Below are 14,897 nucleotides of genomic sequence, written 5' to 3' on the forward strand. Positions count from 1 at the left end.
AGGTTTGAACCGCGCCTGGATTCCCACCGGAAGTGGCGCTAGGGTCCAATGATCGTAAGGCGTCCGGCAACCGTCGTCATGCGGAAGCCGAGACTGGCCTGGAGCGAGGCAAGCGCGGCGTCGGTGTCGGCAAGCGAGATGCTGCCGGTCACATGCTCTTCCGCCAGTCGCGACGTGGCTATAACGATCCGCCCGCGACGATAGCGCTGGATTTCGCTGACTACGTCTGCGAGACTTGCGCGATAGAAGACGAAGCGTCCGTCGCGCCACGCAAGCTCGTCATCAACGTTTACGTCCTCGACGGAAGCGATGCCAGCGGTATTGAAATGGACCTGCTGCCCCGGTGCGAGCATCGTGGTTTCGGGACGTTCGTTGGTTGTCACCTCGACGACACCACGTTCCAGCGTCACAATGCCGCCGCCATTCTCCAGCAAGTGAACACCGAAGGCGGTGCCATGAACGCGCACCTCGGCGTATCCTGTCTGGACGACAAAGGGAACATCTGAAACGGCAACATCGAAGAACGCACTGCCGCGCAGAAGACGAACGCGCCGCTCCGTGCCCGTAAAGTCCTCGTCAAAGGCGCTGTCGGCGTCGAGCAATACGGACGACCCATCCGAAAGCGTGATGCTGCGGCGCTCGCCACGCGCAGAGTTATAGTCGGCGCGCATGTCCTCAAAAACATTCGGACGCTCCAGCCATATGCCGCCGGCGAGTATGGCGACGAGGAGGACGCTCAGAGCCGAGAGCCGACGAAAAGTCTTCTTATGCGCCTTGGCCTGATCCATCGCCTCCAGATAGATGGCGAGTTGGTCAGCCTCCCGCTCGGCGAGACGCCGACCGGGGCCTTCCGCCGCTTGCCAGGTGGTCTCGACAGCCCGATAGGCGTCATAGTGGGCGGAATCGGCCCGAACCCACTTCTCGAACGCAGCCCGCCTTGCGGCGGTTGGCTGCTCCAGCAGCGAGACGAACCACTGTCGGGCTTCCTCGTGAAGCTCGGCTTCGGATCGGTTCTGCGGTGGCTGGTTGGCTATACGCATATATCTTCCGGGGTCGCTTTCCACATGCCGCGCGCTTGGCGGGCCTCGCATATTGCCTACTATCCGTATCCGATACACAAAGCAAAGCCTGAGGGAAATCTATTTGGTCTCTTCACAAGCAGCGACAGCGCGTGCCATGTGCTTGGTAACGGCGCGCCGGGATATTCCGAGCACTTCAGCGATTTCGGAAAAGCTTCTGCCGTGGACGCGGTTGAGAAGAAAAATATGCCTCGTGCGCGTGGGCAATTCGGCCAAGGCGTCATGAATGCTGCGCAGTTCCTGCCGGGCGGAAACGACATCCTCGGGGGACGCAGAATGGGCAGCATATTGTTCAGACACAAAGCCGCCGAAGAACTCGCTGCGCCTTCTCTCCGCCCTGATGTGATCTATCGTGGCGTTGCGTGCGCTGCGCGTCAGGTAGGCGGCCGGTTCCGCAAGACGTACGGCAGTTCGTTCCCAAAGACGGAGGAAGATGTCGTGAACAAGATCGCTTGCGGTGCTGGAGCAACCCAGACGACTGCCGATCTGCCGCTTCAGGCGTTCGTGTTCGGCGATATAGAGCGCCGCTATTTCGTCTGTCTTTCCGTTCATCGGACCAGCAATGTTCGAATATGCCGTGCGTCCATGTGGCGGTATGACGGCTTGTCTGATCCATACAAAGGCAAAAATTCTCGTGCAAGTGCAGATACTTAGATTGCTTTCAGCAAAGCGATGTGACGCAGCGCAAAAAGTTGTATACAAAACTCATGTTTACCCTTGTTTTTGTTACTTGATTTACTCTTGTATCGGCGGAAGGCGAACCCACATGGTGAGCGCGCGCAACAGGAAGAATCTGCAACGGCAGTTGCATTTCCGCAACAACTCAGCCAGCCGAATCGCTTCCTGCATCGCGGCCATGCGCCTCGCCGGAGATGGACGCGTACCTGCGGCCCATGGCGCGCAGCAACTCGGCATTCCGGTCCCCTTGCTTCTTCAGCACGCATGTCTTGCAAAGCTTTCCGTCTTCCACCGTGTAGTAACGGCAGCACCCACCGCGCGCGCGAAACGTCCAGGACAGCAACTCACGCTGCTGTTCGTCGCGCAGGGTAAGGTCGAAAAAATGAAGCTGACGGTTACAAAGCGGAGATCCGGGATGCTTGAGAACAGTCATTGCCGTCGCTTTGGCTTCTTCAAGGCACCGAAAGCGCCGTCCAGCATCAAGGAAGCAAGCAGCAATGGCGTCCGAGACCAACCGCCAGAGCGCATTGCTCGACAGACCAGACCTGCTGGCGAGCTTTTCCACTAGCGGCCGGGCATGATCCTCGACGGAGCGGCGGTAAAAATCGCACAGTCCGTCATGATGCATCAACTGCCACGCATCGGCAGCACTCTCTTCCCTGTCTGTCCAGAAGGCTGGCGAAAGAAAGCGGACATGCGCACGTCGCACGTCCAGAGTCCGGCCCTCATGCTCTAACGGGGTGATGTAGAACTGCATGGCATAATGCTGCGGCGCGAGGTTGGGAACGATGCCAAAGCCGACGAAGAGAGGAACAGTAGCCAAGGCGAAGACGTAGCAATAATCAACCAGCATGGCAGCCGCGCAGGTCTTGGGGTCGGTGCCCTGATGAAACGAGCCTTCATAATGGAGATATTCGTCGATTGCCGCGTCGTCCGCGAAAAACGCATGGGCCGTAATCCATCCCGGTTCCGGATCGCCCAAGTTCGTCCGCACCTCTGGCCAAATGGCCGACCGGGCGGCGAACGCCTTCACCTGAGCATTGGTAGAAAAACCATTTTTCACCTGCATTTACTTGTATCCTCGCACCGTTTTGCTTGCATCGTCAAACTGGTACAGAATCCCGTTGATCGCAGAGGCAGGGAGCGCTAGCCGATCCGGCACTGCTCCTTTTACATTGACGAACGAGGATCGAAGTTAGGGAACCATTTTTCCTGAAGCACTAATGACGCAACTCGTCTCAGATGTTGACTGGAGTGGGCCACAGACAGCACATGTTTCCTGATTGATAGGCGATTTCAATGTCTCTCTCGAATTTTGGGGCGTTACCCAGAAATTCCGGGTCAGTTCTCAACGGCAATCAACACTCGACGGCAAAGATACAATCTCCATAACACGGGCGCTTATAACGCAATTTAAAAACATACCCCACGTATTACGAAAAAGCCTGACTTGGGGTCGTGGCATGGAGTTGGCAAAGCATCAGAAGTTCACAGAAGCAACACTCATCCAAGATGCTCGAACAGCGATGACTTTCAGATAGGTGAAGTCGGTCTGCCATATTTCGTTCGGGCGCGTGGTTTTGTACCTGAACTCGTCATTTGCCTTGATGACGATATAGGCTGACGACGTGATAAGATCGTGGGCTTTGAGCAGACGATAGACCGAATCCACTGGTACAAAATAACTTTCCGTATCGGTGAACTTCACCGCCGGTTCGCGCGGTGACAGATCGGCATGGTCGAGCGCCAGTGCGTTGATGCGATCCCAGATTTCGTCAGGGATACGGTTCCATACCCGCGACGGCGCGGACGTCCGGCCTTCCAACCCTTCGACGCCGTGGGTAAGGAAACGATATACCAGCGGTAGAAAGTCGGCCTTGGAATGCCCAGCTTTTCCTACGTGACGTCGGTCAATGCCTCCTCAAGGTCTCGGCTTTCACGACGCAGTGCCTTAACCTCGTCACTGGTTGCTTAACGGGCAGTATCGCCAGCATGACGTTTCTTGCCCGCTTCGAGAAACTCCTTCGACAAGCTATAATAAAGGCTCTCTGCGATCCCGTCGCGGCGGCACAGTGCAGCGATGCTGTAATCGCCGCGAAGACCGTCCAGAACAATACGGATTTTATCCTCTGCCGAATAATGCTTGCGCGTCGCGCGCCATATATCCTTGATCGTCTTCTCCGCAGAAGAGGTTTGGGGAAAGGTTTTTTGCCTCATCTTTGCTTCCTTTGATTGAGCTATGATGAGCCGAAAATCATATCTTCTCGATTCGCACTGTTTTGTCTCAAAGGCGCTGATGTCGGACAGCAGCGCACCGATTTTAATTTGCTTTGGAAGGGAAGCTGTAGACGGTGATGGTCATACTGATGTGACAGCTGATTGAGCTTCTTGCAGCAGATTCACGCAAACGTGAAGTTTCAGGCTAAAGCTGCTCTGGTTCTATTGAGAGGTATTGATTGGGGTTGATAATTGGTGCCTCTATAGCGCCCTGAACGCAGAAATGCCCGCTTTGCGTGAGCGAAAAATTTGGTTATTATATTGATATTGCTTGATTTTTTGGCTTCGGGGGCACACAACCATCTTTATTTGCGATCACCATCATCGCTGTATGCCCTTCTGCAATCTCTTCTTAACGGCGACTGCAGCGGCCCATTTCGTATCCCTGCATAGACGCAGCAGGCATAAATGTTTTCGGTTTCAATAGACGTGACCTGAGCCCCAAGCCTCATCCAGTTTTCGGCAGAGTCTTGGATTTTCAATCTGACTCTATGCGGCCCGTTTTTCCAGGGCCATTTTCATTGTAAACTCGTTAGGCGTGATGTTGCCCAAAGAAGAATGTGGTCTGTTGCGGTTGTAATCCTCCTTCCATGCGGTGTGCTTGATAAGAGCATGCGCCAGTGTCGAGAATAGGGTCTCATTGAAGCACCCGTCGCGAAAGCTACCATTGAAGCTTTCTATAAATCCTTTCTGCATCGGCTTGCCGGGTGAGATGTGAAACTTGCCCATCAATACGCCGCAGCCCTCATCGAATTAGGTATACTGGGAAAAACCGAAACCGGGGCCGTCCGCTGCCTCTTCGATATGATCCATATCGATATGGAAATTAAACCCGCCCTACGTCCCGACTGAAACCCCATATATCCCTTAGTTATCGTTGGCCGTACGCCGATTGTGTCCCTCTCCTCTCCTGCACAGCCGGCGTGTTTGCGTCGCAAAGCGCAATTTACAAGTCTGCATATCCCATATAGAATATACATATATACAAATAGATATACCGGAGACGATGCAAGAACACTTTGTATTCTTGACGAAGCCGGCTCAGGTCGCCCTTAATCGTCCTTAGCAAATATCTCCTCCCGCCTCCTGCGCACAATTGCTAGAACTGGCGAGATCAGCAGGAATTCACTTGAAGACAGTGCAGGAAGTCAACTAACTGCATGCCATTCTCGGCCTTGTGGCAGGTAGTCTTGGAATAGCCCTGTTCCACGTTCGATCATGAAACTGCAACTTGAGGGAGTCGTTTATATAAGTCAGTATCCCGGCGATACGCCAATGGCGGAGATGCTCCATTGCCAAACGTCTTGATGATCGTAGCGCGACAGCCACGCGCTTCATGGAAATGGCAAAGATGTTTTATAAGCCTACGCGTTGACAGGCGAGCCTGCGAGCAAACTTAGCGCAGACGCTTGCAACGTATAAGATTTTCCAGAGAAGGCCTACGGTAGCCGTCTCCTGTTTTCTGCCTGACAGCATCATATTTTAGAATGTTTCGCCCGACACTTCGCGGCGCCTGCGGTCGAGTTCTTCGCTATAGCGGCGTAATGTGTGGGCTTCACTCAACAGTCCCATGACCTTGCGCTCCTGGGCATTGTTGATGACGGCGAGCGCTTCGCTTTCCGCACGGTCAAAGCGTGCCACCGCTTCCTTGGCATTCATCTGTGGCAGCAGGAATTCGTTCTGATATTTGAGCAGATCGGCGATGTTGTGCGGATTTTCGGAGCTGTCGAAACTGTCGGCATAGACTTCCGGCACCGGGATCATGCCGACATAACGCCCTTGCGCATCCACCGCGATGACCCGCTGCGTGGAACCCAAAGGAAAATCATGGCGAAACGTTTCAATATCTGTATCGATCAGAACCGTGCGCACATCGTGACGCATCATGCGGCTCACCGTGAGATCGCGGATCCAGCCGACATCATGCGCGGAGCGAATGGATTCGCCCCGCAGATGAAAGCGCCAGGTTGCGAAGGAATAACCAAACGTCTTTCTCACAAGCAGAGACGATGACACTACCGCTCCCAGTACCACCATGGATATGGGAAAGTCGCCGGTCAGTTCCAGCGCCAGAAATGTCATGGTCATCGGCCCACCGACCACGGCGACAGCGAGTGCGCTCATGCCGATGACGGCGTAGACTTCCGGCGCAAGGGCTAGGCCCGTGGGGAGGATGAGGGCGGCAACTGCCGCAAAAAGCTTGCCGGTCAGCGCGCCCAGAAACAGCGAGGCAAAGAACAAGCCGCCACGAAAGCCCGTACCGATGGAAATGGCTGAAGCCAGAGATTTGGTCAAAATGAGTAGCAGCAGAACCGGAATGGCAAGATTGGCATGGAGATCGATATGCAGCGCGCCATGGCCGGAGGCCAAAACCTGGGGTGAAAAGAAAGCGATCATGCCGACCAGTGCGCCGCCGATGGCCGGTGTAAAAATGTTGGGCAACGCACTTTGCCGCGTGACCTTTTCAACGAAGGTGACGCCGCGCATGATGGAAATGCCGATACCGGCCGCGAGCAGCCCAAGCAGAAGTGCCGGCAGGTAATCGCGTGGCGTGATGGTGTCGATTGCGCCTATATCGATGACGAAGGGCGCCTCGCCAATGGCCTGTGTTACAAGGGTTCCGACGATTGCCGCAACGACCACGGGCGTCAGCGTGGCGATGGAGTAAACGCCGATGATCAGCTCAAAAGCATAAAACGCCCCGGTCAGGGGTGCGTTGAAGGCGCTGGCGATGGCTGCTGCCGCGCCGCAGCCGACCAGCGTGCGCAGATCGGCGCGGCGCAGTTTCATAGCGCGGCCAATGCGCGATGCAAAGCCGCTTGCAAGCTGCGTGTAGGCGGCTTCCAGCCCGACGGACGCTCCAAATCCGTTGGAAACAAGGTTTTGTCCAACCAGAATGAAACTGTCGGTCAGGGACAGACGTCCGCCATGCAGCGCATTGGCTTCGATGGGGTCGACGATGGGACGTTTGCGCCAGCGTGCCAATATCCAGATGACGATGCCCGTCAGCACGCCGCCGGCAAGTGGCGCTATATAGGCGCTTGGATGAAGCGATGTTGCGGAACTCAGTCTTTCGTCCGATGAAAGCGAAAACAACGCCTGATGCATCCATTGCGAGATGCCACCGATGATAGCGACCCCAAGTGCCGAGATTACACCGATGATTGCGCCCGCCACCGCAAGACCGAGTTCATTGCCGCGCACCACAGCGCGAAGCCGGAAAGGCACAAAAAGAACCCGGAGAAACCGGTTGTGGCGTAAACGAACTCTATTGAACATATAATGACTTCTCTAATTACCGCACGCCCTCGCGGTTCACGCGAGGCAGAAGCTTTCGAAAGCTGCAGCGTGTTTGGCTGGGATGGGGAAGCATGGTGTAATTGCTGCCTGCCGCTACAAAAAGGCCCTATACATCCAGACTGGATGGGAACTTATCGTAGGCAATACGAAAACCAGTATTGCTGGCACCGCTGTCTGGCGAAAGCCCCATACGAGCCGCTATTCTATAACGGTGACAATAGCTTTTATGGCAAAGGAAAGAGCCTCCCTTCAAAACCTTTTCAGCATTCTCGCGCGCCTGCTGGTTGCGTATTTTTGCCTGACGCGCAAGCGAACGCACCCGAAAGGAATCTGCAGTCCACTCCCAGACATTGCCCGCCAGATTATAAAGACCCGTTTCTGTTGGGTTGAAACTGCGAGCCGGAGCGGTCCCCAAAAAGCCATCTGCCATTGTATTCTGCTTTGGGAACACGCCTTGCCAGATATTGCAAAAGATTTTTTCATCTGTGGGTTCATCGTTGCCCCACGGGTACCGGCGCCATTGATTACCGCCTCTGGCGGCATGTTCCCATTCCATTTCCGTCGGCAGTCGTCCGCCAGCCCACGATGCAAAGGCAACAGCATCGTTCCAGGAAACTTGCGTCACAGGATGATCCAACCGATCGACAATGCTGCTCCCCGGCCCCTCCGGCGCGTTCCATACTGCGCCATCAACGCGCGCCCACCACGGTGTCAGCGCAACACGCTCCTCGTGCCTCTCATCATCAGCCGTCAAGCCTGTAAAAACCGCTGCGCATCCATATTTTTCAGCATCTGTCCTGTAGCCGGTGGCAGCAATGAATGCAGCAAATCGCACCACCGTAACAGTTTCTGTTTCAAGCCAGAAATCATTGATACGGCCTTTTCGCGTCGGCCCTTCACCATCCGCCGCAAAAACAGGCTCATCAGTGCCGACAAACGTTTCGCCACCCTTGATGGCAACCGCTTCTCCCGCGCTACCACGGTCGGAGACAATGGCAATAAGCTCATCATTTACGTGGCCCGCCGGACCACGCCCGATCTGTGTACAACAGTTCTTCATGGCACCTGTCTGCCATGATGATCCAGCGTCCTCCTGATGATGAGCTCGCGAATCTTGTTGGGAATGCAGTTCTACACCTGTGACGACGTCCACTGGTTTACATCCTTGAAGAGCCAATGCCGTCAGTTCTCACCTCGGCGGCATCTTAATTTGCAGCTTCACATCCGTCGGGCGGCCTTCAGCTGCACGATCAAATGCTTCTACTGACTTCTCAAATGGAAACGTCTCAGAGATGAGCGGCTTCAGATCCACCTTGCCGGAAGCGATCATCTGGATTGCGCGCGGATATTGGTGCGCATAACGGAAAACCGTTTCGAACCGGACTTCCTTGGTGGAGGCCAGCGACCAGTCGACTGGTGTCGGCTCGACAGGCAGACCGACAACGACGATACAGCCGGACGGGCGGGGCAGTTCGAGAATATGCTTCCAGATGGCAGCGGCACCGCTCGCCTCGAAGACCACATCCGCGCCCCAGCCATCGGTCGCCGCATTTACGGCCTCGGCTAGGTTGTCGTGCTTAACGTTGACGGTACGAATACCCTGATATTGCGCAGCTGTCGCCAGCTTCTCGTCGACGATATCCGCGACGATCACCTGCGCGCAGCCACCGCCGAGAGCGGCTAGCGCGATCATGATGCCGATGGGTCCGGCGCCGATGACGACACCGATATCGCCTGGCGCAGTTTTTGCTTTTTGTACGGCCTGCAGGCCAACAGCAAAAGGTTCGACCATCGCACCTTCCGCGAAGGTTACATTGTCGGGCAGTTTGAACGTGAACTTTGCAGGGTGCACGACTTCGTTGGTTAGTACGCCGTGAATGGGCGGAGTCGCCCAGAAGGTCACTGCCGGATCTACATTGTAGATGCCAAGCTGCGAGGCGCGAGAATCTGGATCTGGAATGCCAGGCTCCATGCAGACGCGATCACCGACCTTAAGACTGCTCACACCTTCACCAACCTCGACCACCGTACCGGCGGCCTCATGGCCCAGCACCATCGGCTCGTTGACGACGAAAGGACCGATACGGCCGTGTGTGTAATAGTGCACATCCGAGCCACAGATGCCGACCGTGTGGACGGCGATCTTCACCATTCCCGGGCCGACATTCAGCGGCAAGTCGATATCGCGCAAGGCAAGCTCGCCCTTTTTTTCAAGAACGAGCGAACGCATCATAGTCATATCTGGATATCCTCAAGCGGCTGCCGGTTCTACCCGGCATCCATTGCGAAATACATGGAATTTCTGGCGATTGGCTGAAGCGTAGATTTCCTGCCCTTGTAAAGCTGCAACCTCGCGCCCTGTTCTAACGATAAACTCGCCAACATCATCGAGCTCGACATGCGCAATCGTATCGCTACCGAGCTGCTCGATGAGACGGATGCGTCCCTTCCAGTCACCGCCGTCGCGCGACAGGGTGACGTCTTCCGGACGGATACCCGCAAGCTCACCACCGAAGCGCTCGGCGGCTCCACCAGTAAGGATGTTCATCTTCGGCGAACCGATGAAGCCCGCAACGAAAGGCGTCGCCGGTTGGTCATAGAGATCGAGCGGCGCACCCACCTGCTCGATATGACCCTTGTTAAGGACTACGATCTGATCGGCCATCGTCATGGCCTCGATCTGGTCATGGGTGACATAGATCATCGTCGCGCCGAGCTTCTTGTGCAGATCCATCAGCTCGACACGCATCTGGTTACGCAGTGCCGCATCGAGGTTGGAGAGCGGCTCGTCGAAGAGAAACACTTTAGGGTCACGAACGATAGCACGACCGATCGCAACACGCTGCCGCTGGCCGCCAGAAAGCTGTCCCGGCTTGCGGTCGAGATACTGGTCGAGTTGGAGAATACCGGCGGCACGCTTCACGCGCTCCTCGATCTCTGGCTTCGGCATCTTGGCAAGCTTCAGCGAGAAGCTGACATTGTCGTAAACTGACATATGCGGATAAAGCGCATAGGACTGGAAGACCATGGCAATGCCGCGGTCGGACGGATGCGCGTTGGTAACATCCTTGCCCCCGATCGAGATCCTCCCAGCCGTTGGGCTTTCCAGGCCAGCGATCATGCGCAGCAGCGTCGACTTTCCGCAACCCGAAGGCCCGACGAGAACCGTAAACGAACCGTGCGGAATATTCAGCGACAGGTCCGGAATGACCGGCACATTTCCGAATGTCTTGTTGATATGCGAAATATTCACTTCCGCCATTGTTCCTCCTCCAGGGGTGCCAAAACGCCAGCGCCCGTGATGCTTTTGGTTCTCAGAAGTCGGCGATGCGCTGCGGTCCAGCGCCGCTCACGACCATCATTGCCGAAAAATGCTTCTGCATCAGATCCAGCTTGATTGCTTGATAGGCCGGGTCGTTCCAGTGGTCGTCAAATTCTTGCGGGTCTCTCTCTAGGTCGAACAACTCCCCCTCGTTTGCATCGTGATAGACGTTGAGCTTGTAACGACCATCGAAATACATCGATCCGCGCGAGCCGCGACCGCCGGGAAAGCCCAGCGCATCGAAGAATTCTGAAAGAACATATGGCTTGTGATTGTTGAGATTTGCCTTGCCGGTCAGCAGAGGCAGCAGCGACCTGCCCTGGTTCTGAAACGGCACCGGAAGTTCCGCCGCCTCTAGCAAGGTGGAAGGAAGATCGACCAGTTCCACCAAGGCGTCTGACTTTACGTCTTCGAGGCTGCGACCCGGATAGGAAATGATAAGCGGCACATGCACCAGCCCTTCATAGAACCGGCAGCCCTTGTAGAGAAGGCCATGGTCGCCCAGCATTTCTCCATGGTCGCTCATGAAGATCACTAGTGTATCCTGCCGCTGGCCGGTATCGTCGAGCGTCGCCATCAGCTCGCCGACCATATCGTCGATGAGTTCAATCATCGCGAAATAAGCGGCACGGATGCGCTTGGCATCATAGGAGGCCGGGGGCGTATCGTGACTTTGGCCCGCCGACTTGGTTGGCGCTGCGGGATCATAAGGAATCGTCGGATCGACGGCGACCTTGGCCTGTTGATCGACGCCGGTAAAGCGCTTCTGATGTTCTATATCGCTATGTGCGAAGATTGGATCGGGAATAGAGTCCGGATCGACGCGGTCCATATATTCCTTTGGCGGATCGAAGGGTGGGTGCGGATCGAACAGGTTGATGGACAGCATCCACGGCTCGTCCTTGGACCGCGTCATGAAATCCTGCGCACGCTCCTTCGCCCAGGTGGTCTGATGCAGACTCGTATCGACTCCATCATAGATCGCGCCCTGCGCATGAGCGTAAGCCTTCAGCGGATCGACGCCCTTCTCGACCATCCAGTTATGGTAGTCATGGCCTTCGGGCCAGTCGGGGTTCGGATGCTGGCTCCAATAGAACTCGTCATAGCCGTCGTTCGGGCGGGTCTCGATGCGGTTCTGCGCCGCCGAGAGATGCAGCTTGCCGATCAGCCCGGTGCGATAGCCGGCATCCTGGAAGATCGTAGGCACGAGCTTTAGATGCGGTGGAAAATGGTCGTTGCCGTTGCGCTGCACCTGGTGTGCGATCGGGTACATCCCGGTCAGGAATGAGGAACGGCTCGGCGTACAGATAGGGCTCTGCGTATAGGCGTTCTTGAAGGCGACGCCCTTTTTGGCAAGCGCGTCGATATTGGGGGTCCGCGCTCCGGCAAAACCGAGACACGACAGCGTATCCCAGCGCTGCTGATCGGTGCAGATCCAAAGAATATTCGGCTTTCTCATTACAAACCTCATCTGTGCCCGGAACGCACTCGTTTCGGGAAAATCCGTAAAATCAGCTAATGTGTCAGCCCTTGACGCCACCTGCAGTCGTCTGGACCAGGTATTTGCGAATGAAGATCGAGAAGATCAGCACAGGCAGAAGGATCAGCACACCAGCTGCAGCCACCTTGCCCCACTCAGTACCCTCATAGGCCATGTAGTTCAGGATCGCGACGGCCGCCGTCTTGGCGTCGAAACGTGTCAGCGTCAGCGCGAAGAGGAACTCGTTCCACGAGAAGATAAACACCAGGATAGCGGTCGAGGCGATACCCGGCGCGGCCATCGGTATTGCGATCTTCGTGAGGATCTGAAACCGGCGTGCACCATCGACCACTGCCGCTTCCTCAATCTCGCCGGGGATCGTGTCGAAGAACGAAATCATAATCCAGATCGCTAGCGGGACGGTAAAGACGGTGTTGATGATCACCAGGCCAAGCTTGGTATCCATCAGGCCGACTTCACGAAACGCGATGTAATAGGGGATGACATAAATCATGCCCGGTGCCGCGCGAACCAGAAGCACCCACGATAAAAGCCCTGGCTTCAACTTGGAGCGCAGGCGCGACAATCCGTAAGCGGTCGGGATGGCCAGCATCATGCTCAGGATAACCGTCATGACCGAGACGACGATTGAGTTGAAGAAAGAGTGCATGAACTTCGCGTCGCCGAGAACGTCTCGGTAATTCTGCAGGACAGGGCTGGCAAACATAACCGGCGGCTTCTGGAAGATCGTCAGCTGATCCTTGAAGGATGTCGAGACCATCCAAATGACGGGAGCCAACAGGAATATGATGAACAGATAAGCGATCGTATAGCAGACCACCTTTTCCCAGGCGCGGGTTTTCATGACTTGCCCCTCCCCTCGGCTCGCGCGATTTTGACCAGGAACGGTGCGCAGAGAGCCATCATAACCATGAAGAAAAAGAAGATTATAGTCGCGGCATAATCGATCTTCAGGTAGTCGAAGCCGGTCACATAGGCATAGTAGTTGACGGGTTCGGTGGATCCCGCAGGCCCGCCGCCGGTCAGAATAAAGATGATCGGGAAGATCGCCAGAGCTTCAAGCACGCGGAAGACGATGACCGTATTGATAACCGGTCGGATCGCCGGCATCGAAATATACCAATGGCTTTGCAACCAGCCTGCGCCATCAATGGTCGCTGCCTCGTATTGCTCCTTATCGACCGTCTCCAGCGCTGAGAGCAGCAGCAGCGCGACGAAAGGCGTACCGACCCAGGTCGAGGCGACGATCACGACCATCAGTGCCGAGAACGGCATGTTGAGGAGGTCGAATTCGAGATTACTGCCCAGAAGACCGCCCATATAGCTAAGACCACCGGCGCCCGGCACCAAGAAAAGTTTCCACAAAAGGCCACTGACGGCAGGCGGAATGACGGACGGAAGAAGGAATGTAAGCCGCATCCATTTCGTCCCCGTCAGCTTTTCCTTCATCACGATAGCCAATGCCAGGCCGATCACCAGCTGCGCGGCAACAGGAAAGATGATCAACTCGGCCATGACGATGAGGGAGTTGATGAAGCGGTCGTCGGAGATCAGGGACCAATAGTTTTCCGCGCCATGAAAGATCGGCGGCATCATCGATGTTGGATCGATATAATAAAGGCTGACGATGAAGGTGTAGATGATCGGCAAGATAGTGACGCCGGCAAGCAGCACGAAACAGGGCAGAATAAGCGCCCATAGGTCACCGTTACGTTTTGTAAGCATGCATGCTCCTCCCGACTGAAGGAGCTAACGGGAAGTTCGACCGGGATCAAATACCAATTGTCGATACGATATTCAAAAAACTGATAATCCGTTTACCGTCAAGAGTTTGGTTTGACGAAATGGCTGGGAAACCGCTCGATGCAGCGGCGTTTGCATAGAGTTTGAAACTGCTTTGTAACCGGCTTTACGAGATCTGAGCGTAGGAATAATGCTCCTGAAATCATCGCGGTAGAGATTGGATCGAGACACAGCCCGACAACGGCATGTTTCACGAAAAGCCGCTCGAAAAGAATCGACGTCGACATGAGCAAATCGGTATTGCGGATCAACTCGACCGTGCTGGTCATCCTGTTCGTGGCAACGGCGTAATTTCGCTTGGTGACCTTCCATCGATTGGGATCGTGATCGTATTCAAAGACATGTCGGATCCAACCCTCAGCATCGAGATCGTCGGCGGAAACGATCGGCTTCTTGCGAAGAGGATGACCTTCCCGACAATAGACCTGATACTGCGCCGCGATCATCGGCTCAAATTGCTGTGTCGATCCGTAGTCATAGGAAGGCGAAACGATGCCGTAAGCGAGATCATATTCCCCACTCTTGATACCATTGACGCGGGTATCGTGATTGACGACATCCAGCGTGACGAGCACATTAGGACGGGTAACGCGGAATTCCGCGACGATTTCGGGAAGAATGGTATATCCCCAGGTATCGCCTGCACAAATCCTCAAGGTGAGATTACCACCGATCGCGTCATAGATGATGCGCTCTTCCGCATCCCGGATGGTGCGCAAGGCGCGACTGGCATATTGATAAAGCGTGCGGCCAGCTGATGTCAGCTCTACCCCGGCAGAGGTGCGCCTGAAAAGCTGGGTTTTGAAGCGTAGCTCCAGAATCGAAATCGATCTCGACAATGCCGGTTGGGAAAGATTCAGTACTGCGGCCGCGCGCGACACGTTGCCCGCCTCCGCCACCGCCAGAAATCGCTCGAACTCGTCCATCATTCAGCCTT

General features: G+C 55.5%; 11 protein-coding genes and 2 pseudogenes. All 13 read right to left on the minus strand.

From position 1 onward, the window contains the following. Window positions 1-38 precede the first annotated feature (38 nt). Window positions 39-1,040, minus strand: a complete 1,002-nt coding sequence (locus tag AAIB41_RS16160; RefSeq protein ID WP_343315041.1) for a FecR domain-containing protein — start codon at window positions 1,038-1,040, stop codon at window positions 39-41. A gap of 99 nt (window positions 1,041-1,139) precedes the next feature. Next, window positions 1,140-1,631 carry an RNA polymerase sigma factor gene (locus AAIB41_RS16165; RefSeq protein ID WP_343315042.1) on the minus strand — a complete coding sequence of 164 codons (492 nt, stop codon included), beginning with the start codon at window positions 1,629-1,631 and terminating at the stop codon, window positions 1,140-1,142. A 271-nt stretch (window positions 1,632-1,902) separates the two neighbouring features. Continuing rightward, window positions 1,903-2,826, minus strand: a complete 924-nt coding sequence (locus AAIB41_RS16170) for a ferric iron reductase (protein ID WP_343315043.1) — start codon at window positions 2,824-2,826, stop codon at window positions 1,903-1,905. Window positions 2,827-3,282: 456 nt separating this feature from the next. Beyond that, window positions 3,283-3,974 (minus strand): annotated as a pseudogene (locus AAIB41_RS16175) (transposase); the annotation flags it as partial. A gap of 594 nt (window positions 3,975-4,568) precedes the next feature. Beyond that, a pseudogene (locus AAIB41_RS16180) lies at window positions 4,569-4,748 on the minus strand (transposase); the annotation flags it as partial. A gap of 768 nt (window positions 4,749-5,516) precedes the next feature. Further along, on the minus strand, window positions 5,517-7,313 hold the full coding sequence (locus AAIB41_RS16185) for a chloride channel protein (protein ID WP_343315044.1): 1,797 nt from the start codon (window positions 7,311-7,313) through the stop codon (window positions 5,517-5,519). Between the two features lie 127 nt (window positions 7,314-7,440). After that, window positions 7,441-8,394, minus strand: a complete 954-nt coding sequence (locus AAIB41_RS16190) for a formylglycine-generating enzyme family protein (protein WP_343315045.1) — start codon at window positions 8,392-8,394, stop codon at window positions 7,441-7,443. A gap of 129 nt (window positions 8,395-8,523) precedes the next feature. Beyond that, window positions 8,524-9,573 carry an NAD(P)-dependent alcohol dehydrogenase gene (locus AAIB41_RS16195; RefSeq protein WP_343315046.1) on the minus strand — a complete coding sequence of 350 codons (1,050 nt, stop codon included), beginning with the start codon at window positions 9,571-9,573 and terminating at the stop codon, window positions 8,524-8,526. 12 nt (window positions 9,574-9,585) lie between these two features. Further along, a complete protein-coding gene (locus AAIB41_RS16200) occupies window positions 9,586-10,596 on the minus strand; it encodes an ATP-binding cassette domain-containing protein (protein WP_343315047.1) in 1,011 nt (336 codons plus the stop codon). Between the two features lie 52 nt (window positions 10,597-10,648). After that, window positions 10,649-12,115 (minus strand): sulfatase-like hydrolase/transferase, encoded by a 1,467-nt coding sequence (locus AAIB41_RS16205; protein WP_343315048.1) that lies wholly within the window; start codon window positions 12,113-12,115, stop codon window positions 10,649-10,651. 64 nt (window positions 12,116-12,179) lie between these two features. Beyond that, window positions 12,180-13,001 carry a carbohydrate ABC transporter permease gene (locus tag AAIB41_RS16210; protein WP_343315049.1) on the minus strand — a complete coding sequence of 274 codons (822 nt, stop codon included), beginning with the start codon at window positions 12,999-13,001 and terminating at the stop codon, window positions 12,180-12,182. Beyond that, window positions 12,998-13,882, minus strand: coding sequence for a sugar ABC transporter permease (locus AAIB41_RS16215; protein ID WP_343315050.1), 885 nt, complete (start codon window positions 13,880-13,882; stop codon window positions 12,998-13,000). The genes AAIB41_RS16210 and AAIB41_RS16215 overlap by 4 nt, the downstream gene beginning before the upstream one ends. A gap of 98 nt (window positions 13,883-13,980) precedes the next feature. Beyond that, window positions 13,981-14,889 (minus strand): LysR family transcriptional regulator, encoded by a 909-nt coding sequence (locus AAIB41_RS16220; protein WP_343315051.1) that lies wholly within the window; start codon window positions 14,887-14,889, stop codon window positions 13,981-13,983. Between the last annotated feature and the right edge of the window lie 8 nt (window positions 14,890-14,897).

Origin of the sequence: Brucella sp. BE17, assembly GCF_039545455.1 — a bacterium.
Lineage (GTDB): Bacteria > Pseudomonadota > Alphaproteobacteria > Rhizobiales > Rhizobiaceae > Brucella.

What these genes read in the sequence shown, in the direction of transcription:
- AAIB41_RS16200 (WP_343315047.1), bottom strand. Translation starts at nt 10,596, where the DNA reads ATGGCGGAAGTGAATATTTCGCATATCAACAAGACATTCGGAAATGTG.
- AAIB41_RS16165 (WP_343315042.1), bottom strand. Translation starts at nt 1,631, where the DNA reads ATGAACGGAAAGACAGACGAAATAGCGGCGCTCTATATCGCCGAACAC.
- AAIB41_RS16210 (WP_343315049.1), bottom strand. Translation starts at nt 13,001, where the DNA reads ATGAAAACCCGCGCCTGGGAAAAGGTGGTCTGCTATACGATCGCTTAT.
- AAIB41_RS16205 (WP_343315048.1), bottom strand. Translation starts at nt 12,115, where the DNA reads ATGAGAAAGCCGAATATTCTTTGGATCTGCACCGATCAGCAGCGCTGG.
- AAIB41_RS16195 (WP_343315046.1), bottom strand. Translation starts at nt 9,573, where the DNA reads ATGACTATGATGCGTTCGCTCGTTCTTGAAAAAAAGGGCGAGCTTGCC.
- AAIB41_RS16160 (WP_343315041.1), bottom strand. Translation starts at nt 1,040, where the DNA reads ATGCGTATAGCCAACCAGCCACCGCAGAACCGATCCGAAGCCGAGCTT.
- AAIB41_RS16185 (WP_343315044.1), bottom strand. Translation starts at nt 7,313, where the DNA reads ATGTTCAATAGAGTTCGTTTACGCCACAACCGGTTTCTCCGGGTTCTT.
- AAIB41_RS16170 (WP_343315043.1), bottom strand. Translation starts at nt 2,826, where the DNA reads ATGCAGGTGAAAAATGGTTTTTCTACCAATGCTCAGGTGAAGGCGTTC.
- AAIB41_RS16190 (WP_343315045.1), bottom strand. Translation starts at nt 8,394, where the DNA reads ATGAAGAACTGTTGTACACAGATCGGGCGTGGTCCGGCGGGCCACGTA.
- AAIB41_RS16220 (WP_343315051.1), bottom strand. Translation starts at nt 14,889, where the DNA reads ATGATGGACGAGTTCGAGCGATTTCTGGCGGTGGCGGAGGCGGGCAAC.
- AAIB41_RS16215 (WP_343315050.1), bottom strand. Translation starts at nt 13,882, where the DNA reads ATGCTTACAAAACGTAACGGTGACCTATGGGCGCTTATTCTGCCCTGT.